The sequence below is a fragment of the Nocardiopsis codii genome, assembly GCF_036327455.1.
Classification (GTDB): Bacteria; Actinomycetota; Actinomycetes; order Streptosporangiales; family Streptosporangiaceae; genus Nocardiopsis; species Nocardiopsis codii.
This window is the reverse complement of record NZ_JAUZMY010000003.1, coordinates 348,177-362,110: the sequence shown is the minus strand read 5'-3', so window position 1 is coordinate 362,110 and position 13,934 is coordinate 348,177. Positions and strand designations below refer to the sequence as shown.

The window sequence follows — 13,934 nt, the reverse complement described above, 5'->3', positions numbered from 1 at the left end:
CCCCGACCCCGCCCGCGAGCACCGACCCCGCCCGCACCCCTCCCGCTCGCCCCCACCCGCTCCCGCCCCGGCATCCGACGCCGCGATCCGGGGCAGGAAGACCTCGGCCCGTCACCCTCCCGGGCCGCCCACCGCCCATCGACGTACGGAGCGACCATGGCGCAGACCGAACACCCCTCGCCCACCGGCGGTGCCACCCTGCTGTCGGGCATCCCGGCCAGCCCCGGCGCCGCCGTCGGACCGGTCGCCCGGATGGCCGACCCGCCCGCCCTCCCGGCGGACCGGCCCGCGGCCGGGGATCCCCGGGACGAGGCCGCCGCCGCCCGCGGCGCCCTGGAACGGGTCGCCGACCTGCTCGACGCCCAGGCCGGGCAGCTCACCGGCGAGGCCGCCGCGGTGCTCGGCGCGCTGGCGCTCATGGCCCGCGACCCCGAGCTGGGCCGCAGGATCGAGGAGCGCGCCGTCGCCGGGGAGCCCGCCGCGTGGGCGGTGCACTCCGCGTGCGGCGCCTACCAGGAGCTGATGCTCGCCGCCGGGGGATACCTGGCCGAGCGTGCCGCCGACCTCGCCGACCTCCGGGACCGGGCCACCGCCCTCCTCCTCGACCTTCCGATGCCGGGCCTGCCCGACCCCGGTGTCGCGCACGTGCTGGTCGCCGACGACCTCGCCCCCGCCGACACCGTCCGGCTCGACCCCGCTCAGGTGCTCGGCATCATCACCCGCCTCGGTGGTCCCACCAGCCACACCGTGATCCTGGCCCGCGCGCTCGGCATCCCCGCCGTCGTCGGGTGCGCCGGAGCCGAGACCCTGCTGGACGGGGTCCCGGTGGCCCTGGACGGAGACGCGGGGACGGTCGTCCCCGAGCCCGACGCCGAGCTCGCCGACGAGATGGTGCGGCGCACCGAGCGCCGCAGGGCCCTGCTCGCCGATTCCACCGGCCCCGGCCGGACCCAGGACGGGGTGCCCGTCTCCCTGCTGCTCAACGCGGGGGAGGGCGACCCCAAGGAGGCCGGAGCGCACGACAGCGAGGGCGTCGGCCTGCTGCGCACCGAGTTCCTGTTCCTGGACCGCGCCGACCCGCCGACGGTGGCTGCCCAGACCGACACCTACACCCGGCTGTTCGAGGCGTTCTCGGGCCGGACCGTCACGGTGCGGACCCTGGACGCGGGCTCGGACAAGCCGCTGGCGTTCGTGGAGACCGGCGACGAGGACAACCCCGCCCTGGGCGTGCGGGGCTACCGGACCGCCCGTGTGCACCCGGGCCTGCTCACCGACCAGCTCGCCGCGATCGCCGCCGCGTCCCGGGAGACGGGTGCGCGGGTGCGGGTGATGGCCCCGATGGTGTCGACCCCCGACGAGGCGTCCGACTTCGTCGCGCTGGCCCGCGAGGCCGGGATCGGCGAGGCCGGTGTGATGATCGAGGTGCCGGGGGCCGCGCTGCTCGCGGACCGGTTGCTGAGCCGGGTGGACTTCGTGTCGATCGGCACCAACGACCTCGCCCAGTACACGATGGCCGCCGACCGGACCCTGGGCACCCTCCCCGACCTGCTCGACCCGTGGCAGCCCGCCCTCCTCGGGCTGGTCGGCACCGTGGGTGCGGCCGGTGAGCGGCTGGGCCGCCCGGTGGGAGTGTGCGGTGAAGCCGCGGCGGATCCGCTGCTCGCCCTGGTCCTGGTGGGCCTCGGCGCGACCAGCCTGTCGATGTCGGCGCCCGCGCTCCCCGCCGTGCGCCACGCGCTGGCCCTGCACAGCCACGCGCAGTGCCACCGCCTGGCCGAACTGGCCGTGGCCTCCTCCAGCGCCCGCCAGGCGCGCGAGGCGGTGCGCGCCGCCGCCCATCCGGAGGCCGTGGACTGACCCCTGGTCCACCGGTCCGGAGCCCCACGCGCCCACGTCCCCCCGGGACGTGGGCGCTCGCGCGTCCGGGGGCGGACGCGCCTGTGCACCCAGGACACACGGCTGTCCGGGCAGGGCGGGGAGCGGCGCCCCGGACCGGAGGGGGCGCGCGGCGGGTCAGGAGGCGGAGGCGGGGGCTCCCCAGTCGGCGCCGACCACCTCGGGCACCAGGGCCAGCTGGTCGTGGATCGCCCCGGCCAGCTCGTCGGTGTCCCGGGAACCGGAGCCGCACCACGACTGGTGGGCGCTGGTGAGCACGGAGAGGAACACGGCGGCGAGCACGCCGGGGCGCGGGTCGGTGTCCGGGTCCGTGCCGGTGCGCTCGCCGATGACCTCGGCCAGCCGCCGCTGGCGGCTCCGGCAGTAGCGCGTGTTGAGGTCGATCAGCTCGGGGTTGCCGGTGATGACGCCCATCGCGCTGCCCTGGATGTGCAGGGACTCGCGGTCCAGGTAGCCCCAGTGCTCGTGCATGGCGTTGCGCAGTGCCGTGAACGGGGGCTCGTCGGCGGGGCGGGCGCGCAGGGCGCCGTACAGGTACTCGTCCACGCCCTCGACCGCCTCCAGGACGATGTCGTCCTTGGAGGCGAAGTAGCGGAAGAAGGTGCGCTGGGACACCCCGGCGCAGGCCGCGATCTCCTCGGTGGTGGTCGCCTGGTAGCCGCGCTCGTGGAACAGCCGCAGCCCCGCGTCGAGCAGGGACTCACGCATCCGGGCCTTCTTGCGCTCGCGCAGTCCGGTCTCCGCCCGGGCCTCGCGCGGCTCGGCGCTCGTCGCGCCCATGGAGCGGCCTCCCACGTGTCGATTGCCTCGCCACGAGGATACCTCAGTGAAATAGATTACGTCAGTCACTGACAAAAGGCAGTTGCTGAAAACTGTCAGCCGCTGACATAATCACGCCCAGTATCACGTGACGAGCGGGGGACCCCATGACGGCGGCGACGGAACCAGCGACGACGAGGGCGGAAGGCGAACGCCGGGCCACTCCGGGAGGACGGCTGCGGGACAGTCCCTGGGCGACCCTGGTCGCCATCGCCTTCGGCGTGATGATGGTCGCCCTGGACGGCACCATCGTGGCCGTCGCCAACCCCGCCATCGGCGCGAGCCTCGGGGCCTCGCTCGCCGAACTCCAGTGGGTCACCCACGGCTACCTGCTCGGCCTGGCGGTCTTCCTGATCACCGCGGGCAAGATCGGAGACCGGTTCGGCTACCGCAACACCTACCTGGTGGGCGTGGTCGGATTCGTGCTCAGCTCCGTGGCGATCGCCCTGTCCGCGGGTGTCATCATGCTCGTCGCCTTCCGCGTCCTGCAAGGGGTTTTCGGAGCCCTGCTCCTGCCCTCCGCGATGGGCCTGCTGCGCTCCAGCTTCCCGCCCAGCAAGCTCGGCCGGGCCTTCGGCGTCTTCGGCAGCCTCATCGGCGCGGCCACGGCGGGCGGCCCGATCCTCGGCGGCATCCTCGTCGACGCCTTCTCCTGGGAGGCCGTCTTCTACATCAACGTCCCGGTCGGCGCCGCCGCCCTGGCCCTCGGCCTGTGGCTGCTCGCGGCCAACAGGGCCACCGACCCCGGCAGCCGCATGGACGTCCCCGGCATCGTGCTGCTCAGCATCGCCATCTTCGCCCTGGTGTGGGCCCTCGTGGAGGCCCCCGCCGCGGGCTGGGACCACCCGGTCACCCTGGTCTCGCTCGCCGTCGCGGCCCTGTTCGGCCTCGCGTTCCTGCTCTGGGAGCGCAGACCCGAACAGCCCCTCATCCCGCTCGCGCTGTTCGCCAACCCGTCGGTCTCCATCGGAGCGCTCCTGACGGTCGCCATGGCGCTGAGCCTGATGGGGTCGCTGTTCTTCATCACCTTCTACCTCCAGGGCGTCCGCGGCATGAGCCCCGCCCAGACGGGTCTCCAGCTCATCTCCATGACCGCGCTCATGGCGGTCACCTCGCCCGTCGCCGGGCGCGTCCTGGACCGCGTCGGCGCCCGGCCGCCCACGACGGTCGGCCTGCTGCTGGCGTCGGCGGGGATGTTCATGCTGTCCCGCCTGGAGACCGACACCGGCGTCCCCTACATCTCGTTCGCCTTCGTCCTGCTCGGCATGGGCCTGAGCCTGATCATGACCGGCGCCACCGCCGCGATCATCGGCAACGCCCCCGTGCGCCTGGCAGGCGTCGCGTCAGCGGTGCAGCAGGCCGCCATGCAGCTCGGCGGTTCCCTGGGCACCGCGGTCCTCGGCGCGGTCATGTCCGCGACCATCGTCTCCACGCTGCCCGGCCACTTCGCGGGGGCCGGCCTCACCGAGCCCTCCGCGGACGAGCTCGCCGGCATGCAGAGCGTCGTCGCCCAGGGCGGAGCCGTGCTGCCGGACGGGGCCGCCCCCGAGGCCGTGGCCGCCATCACCCGGGCCAGCAACCTCGCCTTCATGGACGGCCTGCACCTGGCCTTCACCATCGCCGCCGTGGTCATGCTGGCGGCGGCGGCGCTGTCGCTCCTCATGCGCTCGGGGAGGATGACCGACGGTCCGGCCGTCCACATCTGAACCCGGACGGCAGCCTCCCCGCCGCGGCGCGGACGGCGGACGCCCGGCGGGACCCCCGCAGGGCGTCCGCCCCCACGGCTCCGGGCGCCGCGCCCGGGCGCCGACGGGCGCGGGCACGGCCCCAGGACGCGTCAGGTGGTGTAGTCGGCGTTGATCCGGATGTAGCCCTCGGTCAGGTCGCAGCCGTAGGCCGTGAACCTGCCCGAGCCGATCCCCAGGTCGACGCCGATCACGACCTCGTCGCCCTTCATGTGCTGGGAGGCGCTCTCCAGGATGTCGTCCGTGGGCTCGGCGGGGTAGGTCTCCACGTCGCCGAAGACGATCCGCACGTTCTCCGGCACGATGTCGGTCTCCTGCTCGCACTTGCCGACGGCCATCGCCACCCGGCCCCAGTTCGGGTCGGCGCCGTGCACCGCGGTCTTCACCAGGGGCGAGTTCACGACGGTCTTCGCGACGAGCTTGGCCTGGGCGTCGTCGCGCGCACCGGTGACGCGCACCTCCAGGAGCTTGCTGGCGCCCTCGCCGTCCGAGGCGATCATGCGCACCAGCTCCAGGGCCACCGCGTACAGGGCCTCCTCGAACGCGGCGACGTCCACCGCTCCCGCCAGCCCGTTCGCGAACACCGCCGCGGAGTCGCTGGTGGAGGTGTCGGTGTCGATGCTCAGGGCGTTGAACGTCCGGTCCACCACCCGGCGGAACACCTCGTCGAGGACGGGCTGCTCCAGCTCGGCGTCGGTGAAGAACCAGGCCAGCATGGTCGCCATGTTCGGCTCGATCATGCCGACACCCTTGGCGATGCCCGTCACCGTCGCCCCGCCCACCCGCGCGGAGGCGGCCTTGGGGTGGGTGTCGGTGGTCATCATCGCGCCCGCCGCCCGGTCCAGGTCCGCCGGGGGGAACTCCGCGGGCAGGCCCTCCAGGTGGGCGCGCACCTTCTCCATCGGGTAGGGGCGCCCGATCACGCCGGTCGACGCGACCAGGATCTCGTCCGGGCGCACCCCGGCGGCGCGGGCCACGCCCTCCTGCAACTCGCGGGCGTGCTCGTCGCCGGCCCGTCCCGTGGCGACGTTCGCGTTGCGGGCGATCACCGTGACGCCGCGCGCGCGGCCGTCCGCGGCCGTCGCACGGCTGAGCAGCACACTGGGCCCGGCGAACCGGGACCGGGTGAACACGGCCGACACGCGTGCGGGAACCTCCGACACCACCGCGAAGAAGTCGTCCTTCGGGTCCTTGATCCCGATGTTTCCCGCCACGCTGCGGAATCCGGCGGGCACGGGGGTCTGGCTGCTCATGGTCCTCCTCGGGGCTTCTCCGCCGCCACACTACTCCGGTGCCCCCGGATCTGCGCCTTCACGGTCATAGGACCCCATTACGGCCGTGACCTGCACGGGTTTCGTCCTGTGAACTGAAACCGCCCGTGTGACAACGACCAGATAACGGGGTATCCGCCGAGAGTGAGACCACCCGGGGGGAGGCGTGTTGTGCGTGATGGTGACTGGCTCACGGAGACAGGGGCGCAGATTCGAGGCGTCCTGAAGGTGATGGTGGACGCCGGGTGGCTGCCGGGCGGCGCGGCCGTCATCGGTACCGGCGGCATGTGGGAGTTCGTCGCCGTGGGACGGATCGACGGTGAGAGCGACACCGCGCCGGACGTGGCCTACGACGTGGCGAGCCTGACCAAGGTGATGGCGACCTGGCCGCTGGTGGGGCAGGCGGTCGCCGAGGGGCTTTTGGACCTGGACGCCCCGATGTCCGAATACCTGCACGCGGAGGGGCTGCCAGGAGCCCGTGTGACCGCGCGGCAGATCCTCACCCACACCAGCCGGCTCAATCCGGTGACATGGCTGGAACGGTACGTGGGCACCGACCAGGACCTGGGGGAGGCCATCCTCGCCGATCCGCTGGAGGATCCCGGATACCAGTACGTCGACCGGGGGTTCATCCTGCTCGGCCTGCTCCTCGAACGCCTCTACGGGACCAGCCTGGACCGGCTCGCCGGGGACCTGTGGGACGAGCTGGGGATGCGTTCGACGACCTTCGGGCCGCTGACGAGGTCACCGGCCGTGGCTCCCACCGAGCGCCGCCTGCCGGGAGCCGGGCCCGCCTGGGGAGTCGTGCACGACGAGGCGGCGGCGCTGATGGGCGGGGTGGCGGGCCACGCGGGCGCGTTCTCGACCGCCATCGACCTGGGGGCGTTCGCCCGGGAGATGCTGCGGCTGCACGAGGGAGGGCCCGGCCCGGTCCCCTCGTCGTTCGTGCGGATGAGCTGGCAGCCGCACGTTGACGCCGGCCAGCGCCTGTGGCGCGGGCTGGGCTGGCTGATCACCCCCGAGGGGGTGGTCTACCACAACGGGTTCACCGGGACGAGCCTGTTCCTGCACCCGGACAGCGGCCGGTACGTGGGTGTGCTCACCAACGCGGTGCACTACGGGCGCGACCGGGTCGGGTTGGGGGACCTGCGCTCAGCGGCCCGGTCGGCGCTCACGCCCCAGGCGCACGGATCGCCTCCGTGAGTCCGCCGAGGAGCCCTGCCAGGCCGGCGGGGCCGGGGACGACCAGGTCGGCCGCGTCCGCCACCGCGGTGACCTCCTCGGAGGAGGAGCACACGGTCAGACCGGGAACACCCTGCCCGCGCAGGGCCGCCACGGCGCCGAACGCGGGGAGGTCGCCGAGGTCGTCGCCCGCGTAGAGCACGGCGCGTGTGCCGGTCTCCTCGACCAGGGCGGTGAGCGTCGCACCCTTGTCCACACCCTGTGGACGGAGTTCGACGACCATCCGCCCCGGCTCCACCCGGAGCTCGGCCCGCTCGGCCAGAGCGGTCAGGGCGGGGGTGAGCAGGGCGAGCGCACCGTCGGGATCGGCGGTGCGCCGGGTGTGCACGCTCAGCGACCGGCCCTTGTCCTCGATCCAGGTGCCCTCCGGCGCGCCCGCCCGGGCGACCAGGCCGGGGAGCTCCTCCCGGACGAGGGCCACACCGGGCGGCGGGTCGGCGGCGGTGACGTGCCCGTCCTCCCACCGCTCGGCGCCGTAGTGGCCGAGCACGGTGATGCCGCGGACCCGCTCCAACCCGCCCATCCGCACGGCCGTGGCGGCGGGCCTGCCGGTGATCACCGCGACCGAGCCGATCAGCCCGGCCAGGTCGGCGAGCGTGTCCACGATCCCCGGATAGGGGGCGGACGTGCGCGGGTCGGCGACGATCGGTGCGAGCGTGCCGTCGAAGTCGAAGGCGGCCAGCGCGCGCCCGGGTGCGGAGACGAAGGCGTCGAGCCCGGCGCGTCCGGCGTCCGTGCTCGGTCGGGGCAGGGTCATGGAGGGCCTTTCCGGTGGAGCCGTGTACGCGGTCGGGACTGGTCGGGCGGGGCGCCGGAGCGCCCGCGCGCTGCCGCTCGGGCCGGGTTCGCGCGGATGGGCGCCCGGCCGTGCTGCGGTGTCCCCGGCGGCGGACGGTGTCCCCGGCCGGGGAGGAGGGTGCGCCGGGGATGGCCCGTGCGACACGCCCGAGGGAGATTCGGTGAAGATCCGGTGGAGAAACGCCGCCCGCGAGGGTGGGATCGCGGCCCTGCGCGGGTACTGCGTCCATGTGACCGAAAAGAGAAGACGGACGAGGGTCAGAGCTGGATGCCCAGCTGACGTGCGTTGCGCTGTCGGCGGCGGTCGGCGCGCAGCCGACGCAGGCGCTTGACGGTCATCGGGTCGAAGGCCAGGGCTTCCGGCCGCTCCACCAGCCCGTTCAGCAGTTGGTAGTAACGGGTCGCGGAGAACCCGAACTCGTCACGGATCGCCTGCTCCTTGGAGCCCTCGAACTTCCACCACTGGCGTTCGAAGGCGAGGATGCGCTGTTCGCGTTCGGCGAGGGCCGACTGACCGTCTCCGGTCGGACCGATATTCGGCATGGGACACCCCCTGGACGGGAAATTGGTTTGTCCGGATCGGCGCGACTCATGCTAGCGACTCGACATGCCGTGTGCGGACCGGAAAACACAGGACTGGCACCAGGGATACAGTTACGTTTTCTACCCCCGAGGCCACTTGTCCACGCCTGAATCCTGTGCCCATGACAGGATTGTGGAGGTCCGGGGAGGGCCGCGTGGAACGTCGACCGCATCGTTCGAGGGAGCCTGACGTGCTCGGGGGCAACAGTCGTGACAGGACACACACACGCCATGTTCTGGGTGGGACAGCCGCGGCCTGCGCGGCCGTCACCGCCCTCGGCCTGACGGCGGTCCCCGCCGCGGCCGACGGCGTACCGGACTTCCGGCCGGACCAGTGGGGCCTCCAGTCGATCGGCGCGGAGGAGCTGTGGGCGGACACCCAGGGACAGGGCATCACCGTGGCGCTGCCGGGGATCTCCGTCTACGAGGACCATCCCGACCTGGTGGACAACCTCACGGTGGACACGCAGTTCGGTGAGGGCGGCGACCCGGAGACGGGCAGCGGTGCGGCGGCCCTGGTCGCGGGGCACGGCCACGGCATGGACGCCGACGGCGGCGTGCTCGGGGTGTCACCCGCGTCCAACCTCCTCGTGCTGCCCACCGAGGACGAGCTGGACGACGCCATCCGCTTCGCGGCGAACGAGGGTGCCCAGGTCATCCTGCTGCCGGAGACGGACGGATCCACCGACCTGACGGACGCCACCCAGGAGGCCGTCCGGAACGGCGCGCTGGTCGTGGGCCCGGCCGGGGGAGGCGAGGACGCGAACGTCCTCACGGTCGCCGGGACGACCGAGAACGGCGACCTCATCCCGGGCTCGCCCGCCGCCGGGGGCGTCGAGCTGACCGCTCCCGGCGCCGACCTGGAGACCGCCGGACCGGACATGGGGCAGGTCCAGGTCACCGGCACCCCGTACGCGGCCGCCGTGGCCGCCGGTGCGGCCGCGCTGCTCCGCGCCGACTACCCGCAACTGCGACCCGACCAGGTCCGCGAGGCCCTGGTCCAGGGCGCACAGCAGGGCCCCGACGGGCTGCCCGCCCTGCACCTGCCCACCGCGCAGGCGCAGGCGGCCGGTATCGCCCAGGACATCCCGCTGATCGACGAGGACCTCGTGGAGGAGGGCGAGCAGTCGGGGGGCGTGCCCGTCTGGGCGTGGTTCGTCACGGTCGGCGCGGTCCTGGTCCTCGGGGTCATCCTGCTGGTCGTGTGGATCCGGCGCTCCACCGCCGACCCCTACGGTGTGGAGGCCGAGCGCCGCGAGGAGGACGCGCAGATCGCCGCCGAGCGCGCCGCCGAGGACCCGCCCGCCGGTCGCCGCAAGCAGCGTGGCGGCCGCCGCCGCAAGACACGCGGCAACTGATCCGCCGCGCGCCCGCCCTCCCGGTCCGGAGGGCGGGCGCCGCCGTGTCGGCCTCGGTTCGCACGCACGCCCCCGGAGGGCGGGCCGCCACACCGGGGGCGCTCGCGTCGCCGACCGCGAACCTCCGAGCCCTGGAGCCGTCTCCCGGGGCAACACGGCGGGGTGTGTCGGTGCCCGTGTGCGGAACGCCCTCCGGTGCGGTCGCCGGCCCCGCCCGGCCCGTGCGCGGGGGCCGAAATCCGGTGGTCCCCGGGAGAGCCGACCGGTAGCGTCGGCACGGCCGGGCGGCGCCGCTTCGGGTGCGCCCACGAGCGAGCGGAGCGCGCATGGGGAGAACGGCCGACGGGAGCGCGGGAGACGCCGACTACGGGGTGATCGCCCGTACCTACACCGACCACCGCAGACCGGACCCCAGGATCGCGGAGGCGGTCCACAGGGCGCTCGGCACCGCCCGTACGGTCCTCAACGTCGGAGCGGGAGCCGGTTCCTACGAACCCCTCGACCGCGACGTCACCGCCGTGGAGCCCTCCGCCAGCATGCGGGCCCGACGGCCCGACACGCTGTCCGGGGCGGTCGACGCCACCGCCGAGCACCTGCCCTTCCCGGACGGCGCCTTCGACGCCGCCATGACCACCTTCAGCGTCCACCAGTGGCAGGACCTCCCGGCCGGGCTGTCCGAGGTCCGGCGCGTGACCACCGGACCCGTCGCCGTCCTGACCTGCGACCCCGACCTGGTGCGCGACTTCTGGCTGTACGAGTACGCGCCCGAGGTCCTCGACACCGAGGCCCGTCGCTACCCGGCGATCGCCGACCTGGCGTCGGGGCTGGGGGGAACCACCGAGGTCGTGCCGGTGCCCGTCCCCTTGGACTGCTCCGACGGGTTCAACGAGGCCTACTACGGCCGCCCGGAACGCCTCCTGGAGGTCGGGGCCCGCCTGTCCTGCTCTGCGTGGAGCTTCGTCGACGACGAGGCGCACGGGCGGTTCGTCGCCGCCCTGTCCGGCGACCTCGCCGACGGCACCTGGGACCGACGCTTCGGCCACCTCCGGGAACTGCCCGCGCTGGAGGGGTCGCTCGTCCTGGTGGTCTCCGTTCCCGACTGACCCGCGACCCGCTGCGCCCCCGCGCCTCCGCGCTCCTGCGGACCCGCGGCCCCCGCCGACCCCGGCGGGCGGCGCGGGGACCGTCCCCGCCCCCTGCCGGAACCCCGACCCGCGGCCCGCCCCGCTGGTCCTCGCGCCGGGATCCGGCCCGCCGGTACGCGACGTGCCGGTGTCCGCCGGCGAGTACCCCAGGGTGGACGCCTCCGGTACGGTTCCGGCGCATCGTCGCAGGTCGTCCCATGGCCCACCGGGCCCCTCGGGGCCGGGCATCCCGGCGCGGTCCTGTGCGGGCGACCGGCCGCGGCGGCCCTCGGAACCGGGGGACGACCGCTCCGCCCGGGTGCCGGCGACCGCTCGGCGCGCCCCGAAACGCTCCCTAACGGCGGCCCGAATCCCGGGGGAACCTCGCGCGCGTTCTTTCCGGTGTCCCGTGGGGGAGCCCTTGCCGCTCTCCCCGGGGTGGGAAGGATCGCGGGTCGTCACCCCCGTCCCACAGCCCGTGATGTGACGTCTGCGCGTGCATATGTAAGCACGCCCGGACGCTCTTGACGCGGGCACGCGGGGGGACAAGGCTTTGGAGAATGTCACCCCTTGAAGCATCGCCGTTGCCCTCACGAGGTGCTCCGCGGACCGGGACCTCCCCCGAGTCCCGCAACCTCGTCAACGGCCGCGTCCACATCTCCGAGTACGACGCCAAATGGCCCTACCTGTTCAAACGCGAGTCCGAGAAGGTCCGCGCGGCCCTCGGCGACCGCGTCCTGCTCTTCGAGCACGTCGGCTCCACCGCCGTCCCCGGTATGGCCGCGAAGCCGTGCGTCGACCTGCTGCTGGTCGTCGCCGACCCCGCGGACGAGCCCGCCTACCTGGCCGACCTGGAGGCCGCCGGGTACTCCATGGTGATCAGGGAGCCCGACTGGTACGAGCACAGGGTTCTCAAGGGCCCGGACATCAACCTCAACCTGCACGTGTTCGGCGAGGGATGCCCGGAGGTCGAGCGGATGCGCCTCTTCCGCGACCACCTCATCGCCGACGCCGACGCGCGCGAACGCTACACCGCGGTCAAACGCGAACTGGCCGAACGCACCTGGAGCCGCATCCAGGACTACTCCGACGCCAAGACCGCGATCGTGCAGCAGATCCTCACCGAGGCAGAGGCGCGGCGGACGGCGCTCTCCGCCGGCTGACCCGTGTGACGCGGTGCGGGGCGCCCACCGCCGCAGGAGAACCCCCGGCCCCTCCCGGGGGCCGGTCCCGGCGGACGCCGGCGCCCGCCCCGATCCGCCGCGCCCCCGGCACGGACGCGGGTTCCGCGGCCGGAGGCGCGTACCGCGACCCCGGCCCGCGCCCGGCGATCCCGCGCCCCGCGCCTCCGGAGCACTCGGCCCCGGAGCACGACCGCGCGCGTGCCCTCGCGCTCCTCCGGGCCGCGCCACGCGCCCGGAGCCGCTCTCAGCCCAGGGAGCGCAGCTGGTCCTGGAACCACCGGCGCGGCGGCAGTGCGACAGCCGCCTCGGCGAGCCCCTCCCGCCGCTTCCTGCGCTCGTCCTCCGGCATCGACAGGGCCCGGTGCAGCGCCTCCGCCGTCTCCAGGGTGTCGAAGGGGTTGACCAGCAGCGCGTGCTGCCCCAGCTCGTCGGCGGCGCCCGCCTCGCGCGAGAGCACCAGCACCGAGTCGCGCTCGGAGAGCACCGGGCCCTCCTTGGCCACCAGGTTCATGCCGTCCCGGGTCGGGTTGACCAGCAAAACGTCGGCCAGCTGGAACGACGCCAGCGAACGCGGGTAGTCGTCGTTGACCTCCAGCACCAGCGGCGTCCACTCCGCGGTCGCGAACTCCTCGTTGATCGCCTTGGCGATCCGCAGCACAGAGTCGGTGTACTCGCGGTACTCGGGCACGTCGCCCCGGCTCGGGTAGGCGAACGCCAGGTGCGTCACCCGGCCCCGCCACTCCGGGTGGGCCGTCAGCAGCTCCCGGTACGCCTCCAGGCCGCGCACGATGTTCTTGGACAGCTCGGTGCGGTCCACCCGCACGATGAGCCGCGTGTCGCCGACCGCATCCTCCAGGGTCGCGCGGCGCACGGCCACGGTCGGCTCGGCGGCGCTCTCGCGCAGCCCCTCCTCGTCCGCGCCGAGCGCGTGCACGCCCACCGCGACCATCCTGCCGCCGTACTCGACGGTCCTCTGGGCGAAGTCCACCTCCGCGCGCAGGATCTCGGCGCAGCAGCGCAGGAACGCGTCCGCCCACCGGGGGCTCAGGAAACCGAGCCGGTCCGCGCCGAGCATGCCCTCCAGCAGCTCGCGGGAGACGTGGTCGGGCAGCATCCGGAAGTACTCCGGCGGCGCCCACGGCGTGTGCGAGAAGTGCGCGATGCGCAGGTCGGGGCGGCGGGCGCGCAGGATGCGCGGCACCAGCGCGAGGTGGTAGTCCTGCACGGCCACGCGGGCGTTGTCGGCGGCACCGGCGACCAGGGCCTCGGCGAACGCGTTGTTGTAGGCGGTGTAGTCCTCCCACAGCCGCCGGAACTCCGAACCGAAGGACGGCTTGTTCGGGATGTCGTACAGCATGTGCTGGACGAACCACAGGGTCGAGTTGGCGACCCCGGTGTAGGCGCCCTGGAAGGTCCGCTCCGGGATGTCCAGCATGTGGACCCGCATGCCGTCGAGGTCGTACTCCAGGTCCAGCCGGGCCTCCGGGGCCTCCGCCGCCGCACGCCTGTCGGCGTCGGACAGGGCGGCGCACACCCAGATGCTGTCGATCTCCGTGGCCACGGAGATCATCCCGGACACGAGCCCGCCCCCGCCCCGGCGGTGTTCCAGGGAACCGTCGTCGGCGGTCGAGAAGGACACCGGTCCCCTGTTGGAAGCGATGAGGATCTGTGCCTTGTCCACGTGGTCGTCCTCTCGAAGGTGCGGATGGGGCCGTCGCTGCCGTCCTGGCGGTGGGGAGGAGCCTGTGCGGAAGCGGGACGCTCCTTATGTCTCGCCGGTCGACAGCCGCCCCAAACCCGTCCGGGGCCGACGGCGCGGGACGTCACCGCCCCGAAACAGAGCACGTGCGGCCCGGACGCGCTGACCGGTGGGATCTCAGCATGTGAGCGGGATCGTGTTACCCGGATCACCTGC

11 protein-coding genes are annotated in these 13,934 nt (G+C 73.8%); 6 read left to right on the top strand and 5 right to left on the bottom strand.

What is annotated here, in order from left to right; translation table 11 throughout:
* Positions 1-156: 156 nt before the first annotated feature.
* Complete coding sequence (locus tag Q8791_RS05330) at positions 157-1,857, top strand: phosphoenolpyruvate--protein phosphotransferase (protein ID WP_330090434.1); 1,701 nt, start codon at positions 157-159, stop codon at positions 1,855-1,857.
* Positions 1,858-2,013: 156 nt separating this feature from the next.
* Here Q8791_RS05330 and Q8791_RS05325 read toward each other — a convergent pair whose 3' ends face one another.
* Positions 2,014-2,676 carry a TetR family transcriptional regulator gene (locus Q8791_RS05325; RefSeq protein WP_330090433.1) on the bottom strand — a complete coding sequence of 221 codons (663 nt, stop codon included), beginning with the start codon at positions 2,674-2,676 and terminating at the stop codon, positions 2,014-2,016.
* Between the two features lie 146 nt (positions 2,677-2,822).
* On the opposite strand from Q8791_RS05325, the gene Q8791_RS05320 reads away from it, so the two are divergent.
* Complete coding sequence (locus Q8791_RS05320) at positions 2,823-4,421, top strand: MFS transporter (protein WP_330090432.1); 1,599 nt, start codon at positions 2,823-2,825, stop codon at positions 4,419-4,421.
* 131 nt (positions 4,422-4,552) lie between these two features.
* On the opposite strand, the gene argJ is transcribed toward Q8791_RS05320, so the two are convergent.
* Positions 4,553-5,713, bottom strand: coding sequence for a bifunctional glutamate N-acetyltransferase/amino-acid acetyltransferase ArgJ (gene argJ, locus Q8791_RS05315; RefSeq protein ID WP_330090431.1), 1,161 nt, complete (start codon positions 5,711-5,713; stop codon positions 4,553-4,555).
* 189 nt (positions 5,714-5,902) lie between these two features.
* Here argJ and Q8791_RS05310 point away from each other — a divergent pair, with 189 nt between their 5' ends.
* Entirely contained in the window at positions 5,903-6,934 is a 1,032-nt protein-coding gene (locus Q8791_RS05310; RefSeq protein ID WP_330090430.1) for a serine hydrolase domain-containing protein, read from the top strand.
* Here the strand turns inward: Q8791_RS05310 and otsB are convergent.
* Positions 6,903-7,730, bottom strand: coding sequence for a trehalose-phosphatase (otsB, locus tag Q8791_RS05305; RefSeq protein WP_330090429.1), 828 nt, complete (start codon positions 7,728-7,730; stop codon positions 6,903-6,905). The genes Q8791_RS05310 and otsB overlap by 32 nt on opposite strands.
* A gap of 299 nt (positions 7,731-8,029) precedes the next feature.
* A complete protein-coding gene (locus Q8791_RS05300) occupies positions 8,030-8,314 on the bottom strand; it encodes a DUF3263 domain-containing protein (protein WP_267947912.1) in 285 nt (94 codons plus the stop codon).
* Positions 8,315-8,544: 230 nt separating this feature from the next.
* Here Q8791_RS05300 and Q8791_RS05295 point away from each other — a divergent pair, with 230 nt between their 5' ends.
* From Q8791_RS05295 to Q8791_RS05285, 3 genes are all read left to right on the top strand, one after another.
* Complete coding sequence (locus Q8791_RS05295; RefSeq protein ID WP_330090428.1) at positions 8,545-9,711, top strand: S8 family serine peptidase; 1,167 nt, start codon at positions 8,545-8,547, stop codon at positions 9,709-9,711.
* Between the two features lie 326 nt (positions 9,712-10,037).
* Complete coding sequence (locus tag Q8791_RS05290) at positions 10,038-10,814, top strand: class I SAM-dependent methyltransferase (protein WP_330090427.1); 777 nt, start codon at positions 10,038-10,040, stop codon at positions 10,812-10,814.
* A 581-nt stretch (positions 10,815-11,395) separates the two neighbouring features.
* Entirely contained in the window at positions 11,396-11,998 is a 603-nt protein-coding gene (locus Q8791_RS05285; RefSeq protein ID WP_330090426.1) for a GrpB family protein, read from the top strand.
* A 265-nt stretch (positions 11,999-12,263) separates the two neighbouring features.
* On the opposite strand, the gene Q8791_RS05280 is transcribed toward Q8791_RS05285, so the two are convergent.
* Complete coding sequence (locus tag Q8791_RS05280) at positions 12,264-13,700, bottom strand: alpha,alpha-trehalose-phosphate synthase (UDP-forming) (RefSeq protein ID WP_330090425.1); 1,437 nt, start codon at positions 13,698-13,700, stop codon at positions 12,264-12,266.
* Positions 13,701-13,934 lie beyond the last annotated feature (234 nt).

Coding starts and splice junctions, on each gene's coding strand:
- Q8791_RS05300 (WP_267947912.1), bottom strand. CDS start 8,314: ATGCCGAATATCGGTCCGACCGGAGACGGTCAGTCGGCCCTCGCCGAA.
- argJ (WP_330090431.1), bottom strand. CDS start 5,713: ATGAGCAGCCAGACCCCCGTGCCCGCCGGATTCCGCAGCGTGGCGGGA.
- Q8791_RS05290 (WP_330090427.1), top strand. CDS start 10,038: ATGGGGAGAACGGCCGACGGGAGCGCGGGAGACGCCGACTACGGGGTG.
- Q8791_RS05330 (WP_330090434.1), top strand. CDS start 157: ATGGCGCAGACCGAACACCCCTCGCCCACCGGCGGTGCCACCCTGCTG.
- Q8791_RS05285 (WP_330090426.1), top strand. CDS start 11,396: ATGTCACCCCTTGAAGCATCGCCGTTGCCCTCACGAGGTGCTCCGCGG.
- otsB (WP_330090429.1), bottom strand. CDS start 7,730: ATGACCCTGCCCCGACCGAGCACGGACGCCGGACGCGCCGGGCTCGAC.
- Q8791_RS05325 (WP_330090433.1), bottom strand. CDS start 2,676: ATGGGCGCGACGAGCGCCGAGCCGCGCGAGGCCCGGGCGGAGACCGGA.
- Q8791_RS05320 (WP_330090432.1), top strand. CDS start 2,823: ATGACGGCGGCGACGGAACCAGCGACGACGAGGGCGGAAGGCGAACGC.